Annotated in this window: 1 protein-coding gene; it reads right to left on the reverse strand. The window is 63.8% G+C overall.

What is annotated here, in order from left to right; translation table 11 throughout:
- A partial coding sequence (locus AC07VS_RS28870; protein WP_494752706.1) for a DUF1302 family protein occupies window positions 1–268 on the reverse strand: 268 nt, incomplete at both ends.

The following is a 268-nucleotide window of genomic DNA, read 5'->3' on the forward strand; positions in this document are numbered from 1 at the left end:
GCCCAGGTTCAGTTGGGTATCGCTGGGCTGATAGCGCAGGGACAGACCCCACTGCCCGCCATTCTTGGCGGTGACAGTAGACAAACCATAGGCTTGGTGCCCAGCACCCAGCCCGTCAGCAGTCGACCAGTAACCCCCTGTGGGCGGGAAGAAATTGGGGTTCCAGGCCGCCTGCACATAGCCTTCGAAGTTCAAACCATGACCGAGCCCCGTCGCCAGACTGACCATGGGCGCGGGCAGCACGGCCTCCTTGAGCTGGGTGCCGGGC

This window comes from Curvibacter sp. GW821-FHT01G03, from assembly GCF_059422285.1.